This window comes from Rubritalea tangerina (assembly GCF_042683245.1).
GTDB classification, from domain to species: domain Bacteria; phylum Verrucomicrobiota; class Verrucomicrobiia; order Verrucomicrobiales; family Akkermansiaceae; genus Rubritalea; species Rubritalea tangerina.
Window position 1 is genome coordinate 1 of the sequence record NZ_JBHUJB010000060.1, and the last position, 811, is coordinate 811.

The 811-nt window shown below is 40.8% G+C and carries 1 protein-coding gene; it reads right to left on the reverse strand.

The genetic code is table 11. The features are described from left to right. Positions 1–93: 93 nt before the first annotated feature. Positions 94–273 (reverse strand): hypothetical protein, encoded by a 180-nt coding sequence (locus tag ACFSW8_RS13510; RefSeq protein WP_377090076.1) that lies wholly within the window; start codon positions 271–273, stop codon positions 94–96. Positions 274–811: the final 538 nt, after the last annotated feature.

The window sequence follows — 811 nt, forward strand, 5'->3', positions numbered from 1 at the left end:
GATGGATCGAAGAAGTCGTAAGTCGCTGATGGATAAACTACAGCTCCTTAAGTGAACGCGCATGTGCAATCTGCAATCTTCAATCTTCAATCTTCAATCTTCAATCTTCAATCTGAAATCTGAAATCTGAAATCTGAAATCTGAAATCTGAAATCTGAAATCTGAAAACTCCTTTCTCCTTTCTCCTTTCTCCTTTCTCCTTTCTCCTTTCTCCTTTCTCCTTTCTCCTTTCTCCTTTCCCCTTTCCCCTCTCCACAGCGCAGCCACATCCATTTGCTAGCACCCAACACCTCCCCAACCACCCACATTAGCAACCTAACAATTAGAATGTTAATCGATAGACATTCTTCAAATATCATCTAAACCAATATAATACATCCTTCCTCTCTCCCCAGTTTCACCTCGTCATAACATGCGCCATACATATCTAGTTAGGGAGAGCGCGTAAGCTCAGAACCAACAAAGACGCAGTTTTCCTAAGAAAGTTTGTGTGGTGCGTATCTAACAAAATAATATCTAAGGCATTGATCAAAGAATCAGTAGGACAAGCGCTAGGTCTCTTCTTACTCGCCCATATTTCCAAAATTAAGTAACTTGAAACCATCTTACTAAAAAATGGAAATTCAGTATCAACACCTACTCAATCTAGCAAAGCAATCTCCTATTGTGCGAGATGCGCTGCTGCGTAAAGCTGGAATTAGTAGCACGGTGATTTCTCAGGCTGTCAAAGCGGGAGAACTTATCCGCCCATGCGCGTTCACTTAAGCATAACTGATTGAAAATAAGTAAATAAAAAGCTTGCAAAGGTGAG